14 protein-coding genes are annotated in these 13,225 nt (G+C 39.1%); 5 read left to right on the top strand and 9 right to left on the bottom strand.

All coding sequences use genetic code 11. From position 1 onward, the window contains the following. Positions 1 to 94: 94 nt before the first annotated feature. The 4 genes from AB4128_RS03295 to AB4128_RS03280 all read left to right on the top strand — a co-directional run bounded on the left by AB4128_RS03295 (position 95) and on the right by AB4128_RS03280 (position 4,265). On the top strand, positions 95 to 1,027 hold the full coding sequence (locus AB4128_RS03295) for a LysR family transcriptional regulator (protein ID WP_192022798.1): 933 nt from the start codon (positions 95 to 97) through the stop codon (positions 1,025 to 1,027). A 710-nt stretch (positions 1,028 to 1,737) separates the two neighbouring features. Beyond that, positions 1,738 to 2,163 carry a DUF2057 family protein gene (locus AB4128_RS03290; protein WP_055023226.1) on the top strand — a complete coding sequence of 142 codons (426 nt, stop codon included), beginning with the start codon at positions 1,738 to 1,740 and terminating at the stop codon, positions 2,161 to 2,163. A gap of 322 nt (positions 2,164 to 2,485) precedes the next feature. Further along, a complete protein-coding gene (locus AB4128_RS03285; protein ID WP_065107949.1) occupies positions 2,486 to 3,676 on the top strand; it encodes a class I SAM-dependent rRNA methyltransferase in 1,191 nt (396 codons plus the stop codon). Positions 3,677 to 3,836: 160 nt separating this feature from the next. Continuing rightward, entirely contained in the window at positions 3,837 to 4,265 is a 429-nt protein-coding gene (locus AB4128_RS03280) for a PliI family lysozyme inhibitor of I-type lysozyme (RefSeq protein ID WP_372036802.1), read from the top strand. An 87-nt stretch (positions 4,266 to 4,352) separates the two neighbouring features. On the opposite strand, the gene AB4128_RS03275 is transcribed toward AB4128_RS03280, so the two are convergent. The 5 genes from AB4128_RS03275 to AB4128_RS03255 form a co-directional block, all read right to left on the bottom strand. Then, complete coding sequence (locus AB4128_RS03275; RefSeq protein ID WP_192022796.1) at positions 4,353 to 4,697, bottom strand: hypothetical protein; 345 nt, start codon at positions 4,695 to 4,697, stop codon at positions 4,353 to 4,355. 225 nt (positions 4,698 to 4,922) lie between these two features. Next, a complete protein-coding gene (locus AB4128_RS03270; protein ID WP_372036800.1) occupies positions 4,923 to 5,348 on the bottom strand; it encodes a CBS domain-containing protein in 426 nt (141 codons plus the stop codon). A gap of 116 nt (positions 5,349 to 5,464) precedes the next feature. After that, the gene (locus AB4128_RS03265; RefSeq protein ID WP_372036798.1) at positions 5,465 to 7,192 is read right to left on the bottom strand and encodes a GNAT family N-acyltransferase; all 1,728 of its coding nucleotides are present in this window, start codon (positions 7,190 to 7,192) and stop codon (positions 5,465 to 5,467) included. Positions 7,193 to 7,232: 40 nt separating this feature from the next. Next, the gene (locus AB4128_RS03260; protein ID WP_372036796.1) at positions 7,233 to 8,165 is read right to left on the bottom strand and encodes a UDP-2,3-diacylglucosamine diphosphatase; all 933 of its coding nucleotides are present in this window, start codon (positions 8,163 to 8,165) and stop codon (positions 7,233 to 7,235) included. Positions 8,166 to 8,595: 430 nt separating this feature from the next. Next, positions 8,596 to 9,627: a Glu/Leu/Phe/Val dehydrogenase dimerization domain-containing protein gene (locus AB4128_RS03255; RefSeq protein WP_372036794.1), complete on the bottom strand. Its 1,032-nt coding sequence runs from the start codon at positions 9,625 to 9,627 to the stop codon at positions 8,596 to 8,598. 264 nt (positions 9,628 to 9,891) lie between these two features. On the opposite strand from AB4128_RS03255, the gene AB4128_RS03250 reads away from it, so the two are divergent. Further along, positions 9,892 to 10,338, top strand: coding sequence for a DUF4826 family protein (locus AB4128_RS03250; RefSeq protein WP_055023219.1), 447 nt, complete (start codon positions 9,892 to 9,894; stop codon positions 10,336 to 10,338). A 96-nt stretch (positions 10,339 to 10,434) separates the two neighbouring features. Here the strand turns inward: AB4128_RS03250 and hisIE are convergent, their stop codons facing one another. From hisIE to hisH, 4 genes are read right to left on the bottom strand one after another with little or no spacing between them, the layout of a single operon-like run. Further along, a complete protein-coding gene (gene hisIE / locus AB4128_RS03245) occupies positions 10,435 to 11,064 on the bottom strand; it encodes a bifunctional phosphoribosyl-AMP cyclohydrolase/phosphoribosyl-ATP diphosphatase HisIE (RefSeq protein WP_055023218.1) in 630 nt (209 codons plus the stop codon). A gap of 36 nt (positions 11,065 to 11,100) precedes the next feature. Next, a complete protein-coding gene (gene hisF, locus AB4128_RS03240; RefSeq protein WP_192022793.1) occupies positions 11,101 to 11,874 on the bottom strand; it encodes an imidazole glycerol phosphate synthase subunit HisF in 774 nt (257 codons plus the stop codon). Continuing rightward, the gene (hisA, locus tag AB4128_RS03235) at positions 11,856 to 12,593 is read right to left on the bottom strand and encodes a 1-(5-phosphoribosyl)-5-[(5-phosphoribosylamino)methylideneamino]imidazole-4-carboxamide isomerase (RefSeq protein WP_055023216.1); all 738 of its coding nucleotides are present in this window, start codon (positions 12,591 to 12,593) and stop codon (positions 11,856 to 11,858) included. Before hisA ends, hisF begins: the two co-directional genes overlap by 19 nt. Next, positions 12,590 to 13,216 carry an imidazole glycerol phosphate synthase subunit HisH gene (gene hisH, locus AB4128_RS03230; protein ID WP_055023215.1) on the bottom strand — a complete coding sequence of 209 codons (627 nt, stop codon included), beginning with the start codon at positions 13,214 to 13,216 and terminating at the stop codon, positions 12,590 to 12,592. Before hisH ends, hisA begins: the two co-directional genes overlap by 4 nt. Positions 13,217 to 13,225: the final 9 nt, after the last annotated feature.

Raw genomic sequence — 13,225 nt, 5'->3', positions numbered from 1 at the left:
AATACATTTAGATTCGTACAATGCAGATATTTTTGACTTCATTGTTTAATTAATTGATACAATAGTCGGAAGGTTTTAAGCGGAGTATTGTTAAGTGAACGTATCGTTTGAACAGTTAAAGAGCATGGTGGTTTTTTCACAAGTAGTGGAGCAAGGTAGCTTGAGTGGCGCGGCAAAGCACATCGGCTTATCTCGTGCTGTGGTGAGCTATCATTTAAAAAAGCTTGAAGCGCATTTATCAGTAAAGTTACTTAACCGCTCAACAAGAAGCATCAGCCTAACCGAAGAGGGCAAAGCCTATTATCAGTCATGTAAAGTGATTGCTGAGCAAGCTTTTAATGCGAATCGACAAATTGAAAATATGAAAAGTGAGCCCGTAGGGCTAATTCGTATTACTTGTCCGGTTAATGCTGGGCTTGAAACCATAGTGCCAGCCTTGAATGAATTTAAAGTGCTGTACCCCAAAATTGAACTTGATGTCATGTTGACTGATGAAATTGTCAATATCATAAATCAAGGGTTTGATTTAGCGATTAGAGGTGCGCCATTAGTTGATTCAAGTTTACAAGCTACAAAACTCTGTGTATTAACGACTTGTTTGTGCGGTTCTCCTGATTACTTTGAGCGTAACGGACGCCCGAGTTCGCCGGCTGATCTTAGCTCACATGATTGGGTTATCTATAAACCTCTTAAAAAAGTGTTGGAGCTGAAGAAAGGTGCTCGATCGTTCAGCATTGAAATGAAAGGCTCGATAACCACAAATAATGCTTCAGCACGAACAGCCTTTATTGAAGGAGGACATGGTATAGGAAGGGTGCCGACTTATGATGCTTGGCCTAAGGTTAAGCAAGGAACCCTTGAAACCGTGCTCGATGATTACCATTTATCCGATATTAATATTTATGGTGTATTCCCGCCTGGGGCGGCTGACTCAAAAAAATTACGTTTATTACTCGATTTTTTAAAGGTGTATTTTGATAAACAAATTAGTCAAATGAGCTTATCTAAAAAACATTTTAATCAGTAGATGAAACGTTTTTTAAGGCAGACTTCACTGTTAGTTTAAGACGATTTTTTGGCCGTTTTAATTGTGTCTTTACACCATTTAAGACTGCAGTACCAACTAACCAAAAAACAGCCTGCTGCTAATACATAAGTGATTGAGTTGTGCTCAGGAAAACTAAAAGGATGGCAAATTACATCAAGCCAAAAAAGGCTTGTGGTAATAGCCATGAGTACACTCAATGTGCCCAGTATGGTAATAGTCAGTTTGGAAAACATGATATGACGTTTTTTGCAATGACACATGGATGAAAAATCCACAATTTCTGCGTCACAATGAATGCAAGTTACTCTTCTTTTGTATGACTTACTCATCTGATTTCGAACCTGCTACACGTGAACCTGCTGTCGTGTGATTACTTAACATCAACAACTTACCTCTATCAATCTTGAATATTTGTTACCTAGGTAACCTTAGTGTTAAAGCTTGTTGGTTTCTTTGCATTAAATCAAAGAATACTGGATTAGAATTAAATTTTAAAAAAATAAAAAAATATTTTTTGATTTTTACTCATATAGATAGATGGTTTTTATAATATCTTTTTCCTCATATTTTATAGATTTATAAAATAAATCTAAAAAATGAAATTTTAATTTTCATTTTAAGGTCTCTTTATTTAACCGGTGCAGTGTTTTGTGCCAAGTGGAATAAGAAGATATTAATTGGAGTGAAATATGAATACCAAAATAATGATTTTGACCGCTTTTAGTTTTATGCTAACCAGTTTTACGGCTCAGTCATCAAGCATTACGTTTCATGATGATTTAGATGTTGATAGTGTGAATGGTGTTGTTATCGAATTTCAGCGTGAAGTGGATCTTATCCCTGGGGAGCAATTAATTGAAGTGAGCTATAGCGATCTGTTTCAAGATAACGCCGATGACTCAGGGCATTGGGTTAAGTCTGAACCACTTTATCTTAAGCTAAATGTCGAAGGTAATGAGCAGTATCATCTAGATTTACCTGAGTTGTATTCAGCTGATGATGCAAAAGACTTTTTACAAAATCCAGTGCTATCTTTGTCAGTTGATGGCGAGCCTCAAGATATTACATTATTGAGTCAATCACAGTTATTTACTTTACTATTATTAAAACAATAGTCATTGATTTTAATAAAATATTGCTTATAAGGTTATTTACATATCATCCTTAATTATTTCACTGTTTGAGATAGTTAACTCTGTGAAATATTTCTTTAGAATGCTACTCAATTATGAGTAGCATTTTTATATTTAATTACCCACCACGTTATAATAACCATTTGATTTGGATTTTAGTTAACTGCAAGTTGATGTTACTGATTTTCGATGAGTTGCCTCGAGTGTATGACATTCAATTTCAAGCTATAATTTTTAGATTCTAACTTGCGTTCCCTATACAGGATCCTTATTATCCTTATCCCAATTTTAAAAAGGCACCATCATGGCAATCAGAATCAAGCTTAGACCTAAGCGTGAAAAATCACTTGAACGTAAGCACCCTTGGGTATTTGCAAGTGGTATACATAACATAAAAGGTAAACCACAAGCAGGTGAAACCGTTGATGTTGTCGCTCATGATGGTCATTGGTTAGGCCGTGGTGCTTGGTCACCTGAATCACAAATTCAAGTGCGTGTTTGGACGTTTGATAAAGAAGAACAAATCGATAAAGACTTTTTTGTTCGTCGTATTCAGCGTGCTCAATTGGGGCGTGATGCATTAATTGAAGAACAAGGCCTTACCGGCTATCGTCTTATTGCTGCGGAATCAGATGGCTTACCGGGTATTACCATTGATAAGTACGCGAATGTTTTAGTCTGTCAATTACTGAGCACAGGGGCTGATTACTGGCGTGATACTTTAGTTGAGGTATTAGCAGAACTCTATCCTGATTGTGCCATTTACGAGCGTTCTGATGTCGACTCTCGTAAGAAAGAAGGTTTAAAGCCTGTCACCGGTTTATTGCACGGTGAATTACCAGTAATGCCAGTGGTAATTGAAGAAAATGGTATAAAAATTTCTGTTGATGTGACAAAAGGGCATAAAACGGGTTTTTATTTAGATCAACGTGATAACCGCGCTATTGCAGCACGCTTCGTAAAAAATAAGTCAGTGCTTAATTGCTTTTGCTATACAGGTACCTTCGGTTTGTATGCTGCAAAAGGCGGCGCAGCGAGCATTGAAAATGTCGATGTCTCTAAACTTGCGTTAGATACCGCGCGATTAAATATGGAAATAAACGGCTTTAATGATGATCACGTTAATTACCATGAAGCTGATGTGTTTAAGTTACTGCGCCAGTATCGTGATGAAGGTAAAACCTTTGATGTCATTGTGCTAGACCCACCTAAGTTTGCTGACAATAAAGCACAACTGAATGGTGCTTGCCGTGGTTACAAAGACATCAATATGATTGCGATGCAGTTATTAAATCCGGGTGGAACATTACTAACGTTCTCTTGTTCAGGGTTAATGGCCGCTGATTTATTCCAAAAAGTGGTTGCTGATGCGGCGCTTGATGCAAAGCGTGACGTTCAATTTATTGATAGATTGAGCCAAGCAAGTGATCATCCTATTGGTAGTGCATTTCCAGAAGGATTTTACCTTAAAGGCTTGGTTGCAAGAGTCTTTTAAAGACTATTGCCACTGACGCTCGTGATTAAGGCTGCCATATGGCAGCCTTTTTAATGCTTAAAATTCGCGAACTGTAATAATATGAACAATGCTTAAGCTAAGGTTTTGTTGATAGTTAACTTGATGTACTTTTAAGCATCATGGATAGGAAGGGCTAATAATGAAAAATATGAAAAAGACTTCTCGTGTAAACAGTATGCTGTCGTTTTTTATGATTGCGCCTTTGTTGTATGGCAGCGCAACTATGGTTAATGCCCACGAAGTACACGAGTTAACTACATCAAATGGTGGCACTTATGTTAAAGCATTTTCTTTTTCTAACCAGCAAAGTGTGGTGATTGCCGAAGGCCGTATCGAGCCACGTTCTATTGGTACCATAAGCATTAAGCTATATAAAAACTTGGATGTAGGTGATTTTGCTGATGGGATAATTATTCCTAGAGATGGCACAATTTTATCGGTAGAAGTCCTTAAAGATAATAGTGATGGCCAACAACTTAATATTACTACGGTAACCGCTGGAAGTGGAAACTATCAAACAAGCCAGTTGGTGTGTATTTCAGAAAACGCTGTCAGTTTATGCGACTAAAAAACAGTAAAACAAATATAATCGCTACACTAAGGCTGCTTATCGCAGCCTTTTTTAATGTGTATCTTCAATGTAAATTCGGTACCGTTAACTAAACCAATAAAGACCTAAAACACTCATAAACGTAACCATGACACTGGCTTCAAATACTTTCTTACTGCTCAATAAGCTTTGTTTACCTTGTTTTAAACTCCCAATTAATTGGTTTTGATTGTATAAACGACAGGTTAATTGCTCTGTTTGTGGGTCAATGAGTAACTGAAGTTGGCAAGGTTTGCCATTTTTAAGCTCAATACGGTGAGTACTTCTTTGGCTAAAGTTGATTTTACTTGATACAAGCTGATCATTAACTAAAACACGCTCTAATCCAAACCAATCACTGGCAAGCAATTCGATTTTTTCATGATTTAAATGATATTTAAAACTTGTCATTAATCTCTCCTTGGCGTGTAAACCTACCTTAAGATAAGCAGACAAATGTGACGTTTTCCACCAAGATAAATGAAGTTTTTTTGAATGGATTAGTATGTGATTGTTGAGATTGAAGAAAATTTTTTATTTTATTTTTGGAGCAAGCAATTGTTAGACAGAAACGTATAAAATATTTTTTGTCATTAATTATATGGTTTTATTTATATATAAAACAGTTAGTTATGGTTATTCGCCATTCAGGGGCTCTAAACCACAATAAAGAGCAAGTAGATCACGCCAACTCACAATACCGACAATTTCCTTATCCACTAATACAGGCAAGCAGGTGATCCCTTTAGATAAGATAAGTTCTGAAGCACTGTTAACATCCAACTCTGGAGGAATAGTGATAGGGTGGTGAGCCATCACTTGATGGACACGTTTTTGTAGTGTTTCAATATCTCGAGTTAGTTCTGCGGCCGTGCCAAGATTTGGACTGATAGCATTAACCAGATCGGCACGCGCCAAGATACCGGAGACTTGATTATGTTCATCTAACACCACAAGGTGATGAAAGGGTACATTGTCAAAAATATCTTTAGCCGTGGCTAACCGATCATCCATTTCAACGGTGACTACTCTGTGGCTCATTATTTGCTCAACAGTAACCATCTTGTTCTCCTTTTCAATTAATCTATTTATATCAGACAATTGAAAAGCCGACAAATGATGAATAATTGAGTCATGTATCGTGATTGATTAATTCATTGCTTATTTCAACAGTTATTTTATGGTTTAGTTAAGTGGTAATTAATGTATCGTTGCTGCTTTTTAGGTTTCAGCGCATGCACATCAACAAGTACCAGTCCATCAATACAGTTGCCAAAATCAGTATCGATACCAAAGTCGAGAAACGATACGCCATTTTGTTCGCACAATTCGCCATATTGTTTAAACAGTGGCGGTACTGCCGCCCCCATATTCGCCATTGTGTGTTTTAACACTTTGAAATTAGATGCGTAATCGTCAGCGGAATAAAGTGCATCGAGTTGTTGGCGTTTATCTTGGGTAAAGCGGTAAGGGCAATTAGAGATTGCTAACACCTCAGGGTTACTGAATTGCTTCTGATAGAAATGGACAAGCATTTCTTTCGCTTGTTCGGAGATTTGGTCACTAATAGACACAGGACCAAATAAATAGCGAAATTGTGGATTCTTAGCTAAATAAGCGCCAATACCAAGCCATAGGTAGTCTAGGCTTCGTTTTCCCCAATACTTTGGCTGCACGAAGCTACGGCCAAGCTCTAAGCCATTTTCAAAGTAGGGGGCAAACTCATCGTTATATTGAAACAATGATTGGCTATATAAGGCCGTTTTACCTTGATGCTCGTGAACCCACTTAGCACTTGCAAAACGATATGATCCTACAATTTCTAAATCATCCTTATCCCATAACACCAGGTGCTGATAATAAGGATCATATTGATCGTTATCTCGCCTGTTGCCGCTACCTTCCCCCACGGCACGAAATGCGATTTCTCTTAATCGGCCAATTTCTCGCATGATTGGATTGCAGCCTTGGTGCTGATATAAAAAGATTTGTTTATTGTCATTAGTCTCACCGAGCATCTCACATTGTTGCAAAGCTGATTGCAGTTCGCTTCGTGATTCTGGATGGGCAATGGCTTTTTGTGTAGCAAATAATGGCCGACGATTCTTTCCAATTCGATAAAGGTGATTCTTAAGTAACTGAACCTTGGTTTTGACATTAAAATCATGGCCAGTGATAGCTTCTTTAGGAATTAACTGTCCAATTCGTACTGGCATGGTGCGCTTTTGCTGTTTAAACATTTCTTTGACGAGCAATAAACTAGCGAGTGGCTTATAAATCATTGAAGCGCCATAGAATGAAAGTGAGTTTTTAGCATCAACAAACATTGGCAGTAACGGAGCATTGCAGGAGTTGGCCATTTTTAAAAAGCCAGAATGCCACTTTAAATCAGTGACACCTGAGGGTCTGAGTCTTGATACTTCTCCTGAAGGAAAAATTAATACAGCGCCTTCATTTTTTAGGTGCAAGTGAATATTTTCTAAGTGTTGTCTTGGGGTACCACCGGACATGTTATTCACGGGAAGCAGCAGTGAATGTAGTGGTTCAAGTGCCATCAGCAGTTCATTCGCGACGACTTTGATATCAGGTCGAACTTGGCTAATAAGTTTGATGAGAGCGAGTGCATCAAGGGAACCAATAGGGTGATTGGCATAAATAACCACTCTTCCGTCGATGGGAATATTTTCAATTTCATTACTAGGCACTGAGTAATTGAAATCAAAACAATCTAGTACATGCTCGACAAAATCTACCCCTTTCAAATAAGCGAATTCTGCCGCGATATCATTACATTGTTTTTCGTTTAATAAATAACGCAACATGGCTTTTGTTGGTGTTGCTAGCCAAGGTGTTTGGTGGATTTTGGGTAAGTTTTTTTCTACCACATTATCTACTGTAAAAATCATGTCCATAGCCTTTATTGTTATAAGAAGTGAATAGTCAGTGCTAAGCGACTTTTTGCTTTATTGGAGTAGCACTGGCTTCACTCAATGTGATTTGATTGATGACTTTGGTCGTGCACGCTTCATCACTCCAGCGAAGCAGCTGTAATTCACCACTGTGGGTTTCAGCAATCAGCGTACAATTTTCGACCCAGTCACCGTCGTTGGCATAAATGATATTCTTGTGTTGGGATAATTCTGGTTGGTGAATATGACCGCAAACCACTGCTTGTACTTGCTGTGTTTGTGCGTAGCGCAATACTGCATCTCGATACATGCTGATGGCATGTTGTGCTTTATTGACTCGGAGTTTCACGTAACTGGCTAAAGACCAATACGAAAAGCCTAAGCTGTGTCTAATACGATGTAATTTACGATTGAGTAATAACAAAACATCATATAAATGATCGCCAAGTTTGGCGTAGGTGCGACTTATACACACTTCTGAATCAAATTGATCGCCATGTAACATTAAAATTTTATCGCCAGTTATGCATTCATGTATATATTGGCGGGTGATGGTAATACCCCATATTTGGAAATTACTATAAGCTTTAAACTCTTCATCATGGTTGCCTGGTATAAACTTGATTTCGATACCGCTTTGCGCCAGTTGGATTAACTTTTGTAGGACTAGGTTATGACTTTCAGGCCAATAAACTTTACGTTTTAGTGCCCAGATATCAATGATGTCGCCAACTAAATAAAGCTTATTAGTGTGAGTTTGATTAAGCAGATCCAATAAATATTCTGCTTTGCAATCGACACTGCCTAGGTGAACATCTGAAATCCATAAAGCATTGAAAGTTTGTTTTACTTTGCCACTAGATTTAGGGGATTTGCTGGTTGTAATCGCATGTTCAAAAGGGCTGAAGTGAGAAGTGGGATTAGATGTAAGTTCATGTAAACCGGTCTTATCTTTAGCATTTTGAGTCATTGATATATCGCTCAACGATGAATGTCTAAACTAGCATAGGAGCGGTTTTTGAACTCAAGATGACGCCAATATGTCAAAGGGATGACAATTTACAGTGAACGGAGCCGAGTTAAACGAATGCAAGGCTAAGCAAGGCAATGCTACTTTGGATAAGATTTAGTAAGGCTCTAAGAGACAATAAGAGCCAAAATTTGGTCATTGGCAGTAAACGAATATAGATAACTAATATAAGTATCTAATATAAGTATCTAATAAAAGTATCTAATAAAAGTATCTAATATAAAAACTAATATAAGAAACTAAAGCAAAGTTAACGCTGGATTAGTAGCGATTCAATTCCAATAAAAAAAGGAGCCTGATGGCTCCCTTTAGTGAGGTCATAACCGTAACTCATTTTATAAAAAATAGGCTTATAAAATGAGTGCGTTGATTATTTAGCTGCGTTAATGATCTCACGCGCCATTTCGTCAGCAACATCACCGGTGGTGCAGTTGTCTTTTTCGGCTTGCTCGAAGATTTTGATTAACGTGTTATAGATTTCTTCGACTTTGGCAGTGGCTTTAGCTACATCATAGTCACTTTCGAAAGAAACATTGATGATACCGCCAGCATTGATGACATAATCAGGCGCATACAAAATGCCTAGCTCTTTTAATACTTCACCGTGACGAACTTCAGCTAACTGGTTATTTGCACAACCCGCAACAATTGTTGCTTTAAGCAATGGGATAGTCGTGTCGTTGATCGTTGCGCCAAGTGCACATGGTGCGTAAACATCAACATCTTGGGTATAGATATCTTGTGGTGCAACAACTGTAGCGCCAAATTCAGTGGCCACACGGTCTAAAGAAGCTTGGTGGATGTCAGTCACGATCAGTTCAGCGCCATCTTCATGAAGGTGCTTACATAAGTAATAACCAACATGTCCAACGCCTTGTACCGAAATTTTTAAGCCTTTTAAGCTATCTAGACCACGCTGATGTTTTACCGCGGCTTTAATACCTAAATACGTTCCTAAAGCAGTGAATGGAGATGGATCGCCACTTTTGCCCTCAAGACCAGCCATATAGGGTGTTTCTTCATGAGCAATCATAATATCAGCTGTGGTAGTACCCACATCTTCAGCAGAGTAGTACTTACCACCTAAAGTGTGAATAAAACGACCAAATGAGCGGAATAAGGCTTCACGATCGGTAGTTTTAGGGTCTGCGATGATAACTGACTTGCCGCCACCCATTGTTAAACCAGCAAGTGCGTTTTTATAAGTCATTCCACGAGATAGACGCAACACGTCATTGATTGCCTCGTCGTCTGAGTCATAATTCCACATACGACAACCGCCCACTGCAGGGCCTAGGTTAGTATTATGGATAGCGATAATTGCTTTTAAGCCACTTTCTTTGTCGTGACAAAATACGACTTGTTCGTGGTCATCAAACGATACATGATTAAATAGAGCCACTTGTGATCTCCGCTGTGCGATTAAATAGTCGTCAGAATAAAAGTGAATAACGACTGCTTGTTATTATTTATTGCAGAACGATAGCATTTAGCGATACTCTCAACAAAGTTAGATTCATATAATTTTGTGATCTACGTGGCAATTTAGCTTGCCACTTTACGTAAACGTAAACTTTTTTTGCGTTTCGTTGCATTTGTCACACAAATTGATATAAAGATGTAACTGTTATGATGACGACATATAACAATAAAATAGGAAGAAAGAATGACTGAATCAGTGGCTGAGCCTAAAACAGAACAACAAGATCCAGAAGTATTAAGACAACAATGGGTCCAAGCACAATTTCAAAAAGCCAATCGATTCCTTGCCGAAAAAGGCGTTATCCCGTCAAAAGTCCTTGCTGATGAAAGCCGCTATTTAGTGCCATATTTAGCAATTTGGAAAATGGAATCGAAACAACCTACCAAGCAAACTTTTTGGGTAATGTCAGGCGATTTACCTTCTGACTATGTCGATGTAAAAGTTGCTGGTACTGCGCGTGAGGCGATTCGTCACTTTTCAATGATGTGGCAAATTAAAGCTGAAAACTTACATAAGTCTGGCGCAACTCGCGATGAGACCCAACTTAAATTTGCTAACTTATTGGTGTCTCGCGCTGAGAGCCTATATAACATGCAAAATGATGAAAAGCTTTGGCAAGACCAAGCGTAATCAAATAGATATCAGTTTTTGTAAAAAATTAAAGGCACCGAGTTGGTGCCTTTTTTATTGGATGCAATGTGCTTAAATAGTCGGTTTAGATTAACGCTATTGACTGTTTAAATGACGTTGCATTAGGTTTTGATTAACGTCAGCCATGGATAATTGTTGATCTTCAAGTAGCACAATTAAGTGATACATAAGATCCGAAGCTTCATTAATTAACTCTTCTTTATCATGTGTTGCAGCAGCAAGCGCCGTTTCTAATCCTTCTTCGCCAACTTTTTGTGCAATTCTTTTTGTACCACGTTCAAAAAGCGATGCCGTGTAGCTTGAATCTGCGCTTTGGCCTTTTCGAGAAATGATCACATTGGTGAGGTTATCAATGAAGCTGTGAGCATTGCCGTTAGGCCAGCAGCTTTCAGTTCCTGTGTGGCAGGTAGGGCCATTTGGAATAACCTGAACCAGTAAACTGTCATTGTCACAGTCTTTATCAATGGCAACTAAATCTAATGTGTTGCCTGACGTTTCACCTTTAGTCCATAGGCGTTGTTTTGAGCGACTGAAAAAAGTTACTTTGCCTGTTTCTAAGGTATGTTCTAATGCCGCTTTATTCATATAACCGAGCATAAGCACCTTACCGGTTAAGTGGTTTTGAACCACGGCTGGTAATAAATCGTTTTGTTTATCCCATGCTAGTGCTGAGGTATCAAATGTCACAGTTGCAGATAATGTCATAATTCAGTTTCACTTCTTATTCAGTTTCTTTGCCTGTTAAATACGAATCGCAATGTTTTCATTGGCTAAATATTGCTTTAATTCAGCGATATCGATAATTCCCTTATGAAACACACTGGCTGCTAGGGCAGCATCAACTTTCGCTTGCTGAAACACTTCCTTGAAATGTGCCATTGTGCCAGCGCCGCCAGAAGCAATTAATGGGACATCACAAATTGCTCTTACCATGCTGAGCTGTTTAATATCATAACCGCCTCGCACGCCATCTTGGTTCATGACGTTCAGTACAATTTCGCCACAACCTCTAGTTTGAACTTCTTCAACCCAATCTTGAGTAAACCATTGCGTATCTTTAGTTGCAGCTTCGTCACCAGTAAATTGCTTTACTTTGTAGCTATCTGATTCGTCATCATAGAATGAGTCAATACCAATCACGATGCATTGGCGGCCAAATTCATCCTGTAATCGTGAAATTAAACTCGGGTCGCTGAGTGCTGGTGAGTTAATTGAAATTTTATCGGCACCATAAGCTAACATTTGTCGTGCTTGTTCGATGGTTTTAATTCCACCAGCGACGCAAAAAGGAATATCGATTTGCGCTGCGACTCGACTTACCCAAGACTTATCAATCACTCTATCATGGGCGCTGGCGGTAATATCATAAAACACTAACTCATCAGCACCTTCTGCCGCATATCTTGCTGCTAATGGTTCAATATCACCAATGATTTCATGGTTACGAAATTGAACCCCTTTTACGACTTGTCCATCACGAACATCGAGGCAGGGGACTAGGCGTTTGGCCAACATGTGATTGCCTCCTCAACGGTAAAATTATTTATCAGTAATGCTTTACCAATGATAATACCATTGGCGTTACTGTCTCTTACCGCCGCGACATCATCAAGGCTTGCTATTCCGCCAGAGGCTTGCCAAGTAATGTTTGGGTATTTACTTGCAAGCTCAGCATAAAGAACTGTATTAGCGCCTTGTAAAGTACCATCACGGCTAATATCGGTGACCAATGCATGTTTAAGTCCAACGGTGCTGTATTCTGACACTAATGATTCTAACGACTTACCACCGCCAGTTTGCCAGCCTGACACTGCGACAATTTTTTCGCCTTGCTCGTTAATATTGACATCTAACGCTAAACAAATGGCATCACTGCCGTATTTTACAAACCAGCTTTTTACCAATTCGGGCTCTTTGACTGCTAATGAACCAATGACGACACGTTTAACGCCACTATCTAATAATTCTTTTACTTGCTGCTCACTACGGATCCCGCCGCCGACTTGGATATCGGTGTTTAAGCCTGCAACCAATTGTGAAATCAATGCTATTTGGCGCTTTTCGGGATCCTTAGCACCTGTTAAATCTACGATATGAAGTAGCTTAGCTCCTTGGGATTCATAAGACTGAAGTTGAGCTAATGGACTTAAATCAAAAGTCGTTTTTTGTTGGTAGTCGCCTTGATATAAACGCACCACTTGGCCGTCGATTAAATCAATTGCTGGAATGATCATGTTTGGTTCCCCATATTTAGGAAATTTTGTAATATCTGCGAGCCTATTGCTGCACTTTTTTCTGGGTGAAATTGCACACCAAAAAAGTTATCTTTTGCGATGGCGGCACTAAATGCTTCACCGTATTGTGATGATGCGATGGTGTACTGACTGAGTGGCGCCTTAAAGCTATGGACAAAATACACATAACTACCGTCTTCAATCCCTTTAAATAACGGATGGTCAGATACTGTTATTTGGTTCCAGCCCATGTGTGGTAATGGCAAGCCTTGGCTGTCTAATTCATTAATTTGAGTAGGAATTAATCCCAAGCAGGTTATGTCTTGTTCTGTGCGCCCACCGTGCTCATTGGATTTCTCCGTGAGCATTTGCATCCCTAAACATACCCCCATGACAGGTTGGGTTAGGTTGTTAATAATGGACACTAGATCACGGCTCACAAGCGCATCCATCGCCGCGCCAGCAGTGCCGACACCAGGCAAAACGACTCTTGCGGCGGACTTAATCACTTGATGGTCAGCAGATACAATGACATCAGCGTTTAGGCGCTCAAATGCAAATCGTACCGAGCTTAGGTTGGCACAGCCAGTATCAAGAATGACGGTTGTGTTGTTATCTGACATGAATTGCGC

The organism is Shewanella sp. 10N.286.52.A9 (genome assembly GCF_041468985.1).
GTDB lineage: Bacteria > Pseudomonadota > Gammaproteobacteria > Enterobacterales > Shewanellaceae > Shewanella > Shewanella japonica.
Note: the sequence above shows the minus strand (reverse complement) of the source record. Positions and strands in the feature narration are given on the sequence as shown.